Origin of the sequence: Nodularia sp. UHCC 0506, assembly GCF_034931045.1 — a bacterium.
Classification (GTDB): domain Bacteria; phylum Cyanobacteriota; class Cyanobacteriia; order Cyanobacteriales; family Nostocaceae; genus Nodularia.
Genome location: NZ_JAYGHH010000061.1, coordinates 1 through 8,243 on the forward strand (window position 1 = coordinate 1; position 8,243 = coordinate 8,243).

Consider the following 8,243-nt stretch of genomic DNA (forward strand, 5'->3'; position numbering starts at 1 on the left):
GTCCCAAACCACAAACACTTTCTGAACTTAACCAATCCACCATTTCTTCAAATAGTTGGCGTGCTTCTAGGAAAAATATATCTTCATTTACGGTAGATGCTTCCATATCTCCGATGCTCTCCTCTGACTTTGGTTCTTGCTGGTGCTTGTCTTTCAACTGGAGAATTTTTTCAATACCTTTGTTCTACAAGCATCCTCTCAATTACTCACTTTCAGTATACCGTCTTTTGAAAAGAGCCGCACCCAACTGTATTGCATAATAGTTGGAAGCGCTGTAGCGTAAGTTTCAGAATGCACGCTCATTTACCCCCGTTTGAGGACTTACCATGAAAAGTCAGCGCTTTATTTTTGAAGCCAAGGTTGGAGTTTTGACTGGTACTGGTAAGTTTTAAAGTCTTCCCTCATATTTGCGATGTAACTATTTTTAGGAAATTTGCGCATTTGAAATTTATAGATTTGCTCACCAATAGCAATGTACATAGACATAGCTAATAATTGGATAATGAAAAATAAGCGCCGGGGATCTAAGAGTTTCCAAATTCCAAATGCAGTTATTTGTAGTTTAATATATAAAATAGCCACAAAAAAGAATGTGGATTTAATCCCAACATAAACATTACAACGCAAAGGCTCAAATTTGGTGTTTTGCAGAAAATCATCAAAGAATTTTCTAGGTTCGTATCCTAGTATTAACTGGTCAGTACGCGAGAAATCCATCAAACCAATATTGACTTGAGAGTCAACTAAATCTTCCAGTTGTTGGTAAAAATCATTAAATAAACTGTTCTTTTTGAAGAAAAGAAATTCACTTGTTTTAACAAAATTAGAGATAAAGTTAAAATCCAGAAACCACTTGCCAACATAAGTAGGCAACATGAGGCCAAAATAGAACATAATTTCCATGTATAGCCGCCAACTCATGACACTAGCATTGCCTAAAATTTTCTCATGCTTTTTATAAAGGTTATTAAAGGCGCGCGAATTTGTCAGCAAAAATTTATTATACATAAATTGTTTTTGTTCGGCATCAGATTCACCAGCGAGTTTACTGCGAATAACTTCTGTAGCACTTTCAATCGCAAAAACTGATAATACTAATCCTGGAGAATAAAATGGATCGAACATCTGAGCCGCATCACCAATAACATACCAGTTATCTTCAGAAAGCATTTTTTTACTGGTATGTGCTAGTCTCGGTAGGTAATTAAAATCAATACAATCACCACTTTCAATTATATTATAAACAACAGTATGATTGGCTTTTAAAAATTCTTTGAATTTATCTATGGTGTTAATTTCATTGGCAGGAATAGTATTTTTATGATGTACAACTCCAATTGATAGTTCTCGATCATTAGTATCTATAGGAAGCATCCAAATCCAATGACCATGACCTAACCAATGGTTGGTGCTGTAGTATCGGCTACCTGAACCATTTAATGGATTGTAGCCTTTATCAAAAATTCTTGGGTCTATATTTTTTACACGCACCCATGAAGAGCCTGTATTAATTCCACAAAGTTGGTCTGAATCAAAGACTAAATTATCGGTTTTCTTACCAATAATGAAGCGGCGACCTGTAGTATCAATTAGATGTTTAGCCTGTAGTTCAATTACTTCTCCTCCTAACTTCACGTTTACAGTATGTAGTTCATTTTTGGGTGTTAGCTCAATATCAACAACACGACCGTTGTAAAAAGTAGCTCCCATATCTCGAACCATTTTGAGTACATCTTGCTCAAATTTAGCTCGATTGATGTGGAAACTATCTATAGCAGGAGAACGATGTCCTCCCCAAACATGGTAGTAGTCATCTGTATTTTCTGTTTGAGAGGGGTTTTTAGGCCAGTGAAAGTTAAGTCCATACTTAGGAGCATGGTTTTCAATTAAATATTCATGAAGACCTAATTCTTTCGTCAGGAACATTGCACTAATTTCGACTGTTGATTCACCGATTTTGAGGTCTTTTTCTGTTCGATTTTCAGGGCGAGGATCAACTAAAGCGATACGGATATTAGGAACATTTAGCAGTAAATGCCTAGCTTGAGATATACCAGCAAAACCAGCACCCATGATGACTACATCATATTCTTTCTGTTTTAAACTAATCATTGATTAATCCTTTAAAATTTTATTAGCAAATATATTTGCCATTAGAGAGTATTTCACTTTGGCAAATATATCTTTTTTATCTAATTCTGGAATCAGTTTTTCACGGCTTAAGTAGGTGGGCGGAAAAATTTACAAATATGTAACGAAATGCAAATTCAACTAATACCTTACAACTAAGTTGTTTCGACGTTTTTACAAAACTAAACATATATCGATTTTATCATACCTACCTACTTAATGAAATATGTATCTTCCATGATTTTACTATTTACTAGGGGTAGAAATGTTAACGAGTTCTTGTTCACGCAAGAGATTTTTCAAAATTTTCCCTGTAGGATTTTTGGGTATGGAATCTACAAATTTCATGGCACGGGGGATTTTATAGGTTGCTAATTTTTGAGAACAAAATGCTATCATTTCTGCTTGTGTTGTTACTTGACCGGGTTTGAGTCTAATATTTGCGTTGACTAGTTCTCCTTGGAGTAGATTTGGAACGCCATAAACAGCGACTTCAGCAACGGCTGGATGTTGATAAATTACATTTTCAACTTCGGCGGGATAAACTTTTAATCCTGAAAGATTAATCATGTCTTTGAGACGATCAACAATGTAAAAATATCCCTCTTCATCTATGCGACCAATATCACCAGTATAAAGCCAACCGTTTTTAATTACTTTGGCGGTTTCATCTGGGTTGTTCCAGTAACCAAGCATCACATTAGGCCCGCGCACGATAATTTCTCCTAGTTGATTCACTTCAGCCTCAGTACCATCGGAATTGATAATTTTCATTTCTACATTATCAATGGGGCTACCAATAGAACCAAGTTTATATTTCAGGTCATGGTTATAACTTGTACATGGTGAGGCTTCTGTTAAACCATATCCTTCATGAATGACAAGTCCATATTTTTTTTGCCATTGTTGTGTAATTTCTAGAGGCATGGGCGCGGCTGCGGCAAAGTAATAGCGAATCGAAGTCATGTCATAGGCTGTTATATCTCTATTTAGAAAGAAGATAAAGACAGTGGGGACACCAAAAAACATGGTTACTTGTTCAGTGACGATTGTTTTCAGCATTTTCTCAGGATGAAACATCCGTTCCAAAATAATGGTGGAACAGGTATTCAATCCACTGTTGAGAATGGCGTTTTGAGCAAAACAATGAAATAAGGGAAGATATAGCAGTAAGCGATCGCTAGGCTGCATACCACAACAACGGTTTTGAGCATAACTATTAGCAATGACGTTAGCATGAGAAAGGGTAGCACCTTTAGGAAAACCCGTAGTTCCTGATGTGTAAATGATGACAGCAGGATCTTGATTATCTAACTCAATAGCATGGGCATCAGGTGAAGCATTTGCCATCAGGTGAGTCAGGCTGATACCTTTAGTGGTGTTACCTTCTGCAATTACAATCTGCTCTAGAGCAGGTAATTCATGATCTGATACTTGCTGGCTCAGTTCTGCGGTTGTAAACAATATTTTGGCAGTGCAGTCATTGAGAATGAATTTAACTTCATCCTGTTTGAGCATGGTGTTGAGTGAAATCGCGATCGCACCAAGTTTCAAAATTCCCAAATAGGAAATCACAAATTCCGGAATGTTAGGTAGGAACAAAGCAACGCGATCGCCTTTAACAATTCCTAACTCCTGTAAGCCATTGGCAACCTGATTTGCCATTATATTTAAGGCTTTATATGAGAAGGATTTCCCTTCAAACACCAGCGCAGGTTTATCAGGAAATAAACGACTGCCCCGTTCTACATGATTTGTAATATTCATCCGCTTAACATTAGACTTGCTGACTACAAACTCAAAACAATTTCATTCACAGCTTGGACAATTGCACCACCAGTAGCAATGTTATGAGTAATCAGTGCAATATGCTCATCTAGAAATTGATCATCATCATTCCAGATATAAGGGTGATCTGATGAAGGTGGTTTACCAACTACTTCACGGACAGCCATATATAAATTTTTAGTGGCAGGTGATAAACAAGCCGTAGCATCATAATGACCGGTAATCAGATGAGTGCGTAAATCAACAGATTGGACTGCAAACATTAAGGCGATCGCTAAATATTGCTGAAAAATTTCCAAGGAACGGCGAGCTAAAATCGCCGAATTGAAACCTTGGCTGTTAATGTTCTGATTAAACTGTTCAGCATGGGTCGGAAAACGATCAACAATGGAATTCCCATAAAAGCTAAGTAGAGGCATAATTGAATTACCAGTTATCTGTAACCCCTTGAGTCCCATATTGACTTGACGTTCAGCATTACCAACCAAAGAAGGAGATAACCCATTACTAAATTCGGGTGCGACTAACAAAGCAATTTGGGTATCCAGATGTTTGGCTTGCAAACCTGTATAGTACCGCAATTGATCCATAGCAATTCCCACGTGCTGCCCCAAAAAATTGCCCCCGTGGTAACTTGCTTGATTCATAACGTCAATGAGTGGATTATCTGTAGCCGAATTGATTTCTACTTCAATTTGCCGAGAAATCTGCTCAATTCCTTCCACAATCGGACTCATATATTGTGGCAAACAACGCAGTGAATATCGGTCTTGAATTGGCTCTTTTCCCCGATAATCATGAGAACCATCTAACTCATTCCGAATCAAACTTGACCCTTCTAATAAGTTCAACATACAAGCCGCCGCCCAATTTTGTCCGGCATGAGGCTTGCATTGATGAATAAATGGATGAAATGATTGATTGGTTCCATGCAAACTTTGAATCATCAGTGCATGAATTCCCATCGATAAAGCTAGTCCAATTTTGGCATCATAAACACAATTAGCTGCAATGCCAGTCATGACTGAAGTGCCATTCATCATGGCTAATCCTTCTTTGGCTTCCAATCGCAGTGGAGGTAAGCCTAATTTCTGTAATGCGGCGATCGCATCTACAACTTTGCCATTAAAATCCACCTGATAACTTTCATCCAGTCCAAACAATGCACCTGTAATATAAGATAAAGGTGTTAAGTCCCCACTAGCACCAATACTGCCAAACTCATATACATAAGGAGTAACACCAGCATTAAGGAAAATCTGCATACGGCGCATAATCTCCAAACGAATACCTGATGCACCCTTTAAGTGAGAATTAACACGCAACAGCATTGCTGCACGGATATCTGTTAAAGGTAATAGTTTTCCTGCACCAACCTTGTGATATCTAACGAGATTATTTTGCAAATCTTTTGCTTGTTGAGGCGAAATAGTCACATTTGCCATACCGCCAAAACCACTAGTTACACCATAAATAGGCTGACCAGCTTCAACAGCTTTATTGATATAATCGCAGGATGCTTCTACACCTTCTAAAATTTCACTGTTATTAGTTATGGCTATTTTGGCATTATAGCGAGCTACTTGAACAACCTCTGGGATAGTTAAATAATCACTACCTATGGTAACGGTGAGTTCGGAATGCTGGATTTTTGAAGTAGCTAGAGTCATATTTTTCTGATATTTTTGGCTAATTGTATTCACGCTAAAACTTAATCAAGTGAATTTTGAAATAATTAGGACTTACACAGAAATTTTGATATTCTGTTGCCAATCAATCTATTTTTCAGCGAATTATATTCCTTAATAAGCAAGGCAATTATACTTCCATAGATTAATAAAAAATTCTACTTTTTAACCCAGAGGAATAGTTTACAGCACTAACGAGTATAAATGTACCTACTGCTATGCTGAAAATTTATAAAAGAATAACCTGAAGGTGCTTTAATACGATTTAATTAACAAAAAACTCCAATTTTTAGAATGCCAAAAAATTGATTATTAAATTCCAATTTTGAGAATAATCTCAATTATTAAATTATCCAAACATTATTGAAAGGTGCTTTATTTAGGGTTTGCTGTTCGCGTAGCGTGCCGTTAGGCATAAAAGTTATTTGTGAGGATAGAAAACAGGGAACCATAAACAGTCTCAGCTATTTGTCACCCCAAATTTTCTGAGTCATTCAACCCAAAATTCACACTTTTGATGGTACACTCTTCAAAAACCGTTCGCCTGACACTCACGGCGAAACCTTGCACATACTTTCGGGTTTATCAGCCTCAAACTTTTGATTTATCTGGGCTTTATATTTATTCAGCAAACCCTATTTATATAGCTGTGATTATTATTCAACAAGGCTAGTAGTCTATCAACTCAGAAATAACGGGTAAATAAATCTTGCAATTTTTCTTCTTCTTTCCCTTTTTCCTTATATAAGGAAGGATACGCCAATGCGCTTTTTTGTCCTTTTTGGTACACGCTTCGCGAAGGTTCCTTTACTTGTCAAAATAAATTGGATAGACTACTAGTGCTGTAAAGTGGAAGTCAAAAGTCAAAAGTCAAAAAGCTTTTACGTTGAGTTTTTAAATCTTTTGAAAGGGTATCCATATTTACTCCATGCTGCACTAGTTTAAATTTTAGCTCTAAAAATGCAAATTAGTTGGCTTCTACTTGTTTTTGATTCTGAATTTTCTTCATTTCCATCCGTTCCATAATTGAGTCTCGCGGCACTAACACTTGGAAAATAAACAGTAGAACTCCCAAACCAAATAAATTATAGGTTCTGAACAAGAAAAACAAACCACTAATTACAGCAAACAAAATAATCAGTATTCCTAAACCAGAGAAAAATTTCTTGACAGGGTTCATTTTTACTAACTCATCGATCACAAAGTAAATAAATCCCATAAAACAATATTTCCTTGTTTTTGTAACAACAGGTTTGTGTTCAAGAAAAAGATAAACTTTTTATTAAGATTACTATATATGAAAAAAAATATTTTTGCAATAAAAATTTCAACAAATTCTTACATTTATTTTGATTCTTAATTGGTCAGCATAAATTTGCTTCACTATTACACAATAATGAAGTTCCAGTTCATATTGACATACAAAAAAACACATATAGCGTGTCTCAATTTAGTGAGGTATATTTTTAAACCTGCTTGTTTTGATATAAAAGGTTTAGATGTACTGCACTGGAATGACAACCGCTATAACAGAATTCAACTTAACTCATTTCGATAATATAAATTAGCTGCACTTCTTTTAGTAATGTAGTTCTAACTATCAAGTCTTAAGGAGTATCCCAACTTGGAAGATACATATTTCATTAAGCCGTCAGAACCTGATTCCCCTGTTAGACAGAAAAGATATATGGCTCTTGCGTCTGTTTTATTGTGATTGAGGATTGATTATCACAAAACCCTTACGGGGCAAGGGTTATAAACTATAATGCCCATATTTCAATGAAATGCCGACACAATAAGGCTTTCAATGATTTTGACCTGGGTTCTCCATAAAAAGTACCGAAGAACCAGATATATTTGCCAAAGTGGGATGCTCCCTTTTTTTATCTGGAACACTTGTGATTAAGTAACTTGGTCATACCTGAGAAATGAGCGCACAGTTGAAGTTGTGCGCCCAGAGGACACTAATCAATCTGACTTACTGATTTAATAAACCCAGGGTAGAAGTCTAGAAGTACGTTGTTTATATTCTTCGTACTCATTACCAAATGCTTCAATCAAAACAGACTCTTCGATTTTACAACGGTAGTCATGGGTGAAAAAGTTGGCTAAAAACTGCAATAAAAATCCTAAACAAGGCACAAGGAGAAAAGAACCTAAATACAACAATTGAAAAGCAAAATAAAGCGGATGTCTAACTTTGCTATAAGGACCAGATTGGACTAATTGATGTCCCGGATCGACCTGGGGATAAAGTCGCCAAGAACGAAAAGTCCAAAAAGCCCACACCTTCACTGTCAGAGCCACAACAATTAATGAAATACCTGCAATTTGTAATGGCAAAGAAGTAGGAAGAAGTTGTGGTCCAGCCCATTCAGGTTTGAACCACCAAATTGTTAATAACAAGTAATACATAATATATGTAATCACTGTAGAAAAAAGCGCTGGGGCAGCTTTGGGTGTTGTGACCTGCTTTTCGGAAACTGTGCCATTCGCTTGCGGTTCTCCAGTGCGCCCTCCTTTTCGTCGTACGGCAGAAGCATTCGTAATCAAAAACCAATAAATACTATGAGAAAGGGTAAGTACTGCTTTAATGTCAATATCTTGTAATACCATTCTGAAACTCCTTGCAATTGT

Annotated in this window: 5 protein-coding genes; all 5 read right to left on the minus strand. The window is 36.5% G+C overall.

Features of this window, described 5'->3' with window-relative positions; translation table 11 throughout:
- Window positions 1-342: 342 nt before the first annotated feature.
- Window positions 343-2,112: a tryptophan halogenase gene (locus VB654_RS22700; protein WP_323216086.1), complete on the minus strand. Its 1,770-nt coding sequence runs from the start codon at window positions 2,110-2,112 to the stop codon at window positions 343-345.
- Between the two features lie 264 nt (window positions 2,113-2,376).
- Window positions 2,377-3,897: a long-chain fatty acid--CoA ligase gene (locus VB654_RS22705; RefSeq protein WP_323216088.1), complete on the minus strand. Its 1,521-nt coding sequence runs from the start codon at window positions 3,895-3,897 to the stop codon at window positions 2,377-2,379.
- A gap of 23 nt (window positions 3,898-3,920) precedes the next feature.
- Window positions 3,921-5,588 carry an aromatic amino acid ammonia-lyase gene (locus tag VB654_RS22710; protein WP_323216089.1) on the minus strand — a complete coding sequence of 556 codons (1,668 nt, stop codon included), beginning with the start codon at window positions 5,586-5,588 and terminating at the stop codon, window positions 3,921-3,923.
- Between the two features lie 985 nt (window positions 5,589-6,573).
- Window positions 6,574-6,786, minus strand: coding sequence for a hypothetical protein (locus VB654_RS22715; RefSeq protein ID WP_323216090.1), 213 nt, complete (start codon window positions 6,784-6,786; stop codon window positions 6,574-6,576).
- A gap of 806 nt (window positions 6,787-7,592) precedes the next feature.
- A complete protein-coding gene (locus VB654_RS22720) occupies window positions 7,593-8,222 on the minus strand; it encodes an isoprenylcysteine carboxylmethyltransferase family protein (RefSeq protein ID WP_323216091.1) in 630 nt (209 codons plus the stop codon).
- Window positions 8,223-8,243: the final 21 nt, after the last annotated feature.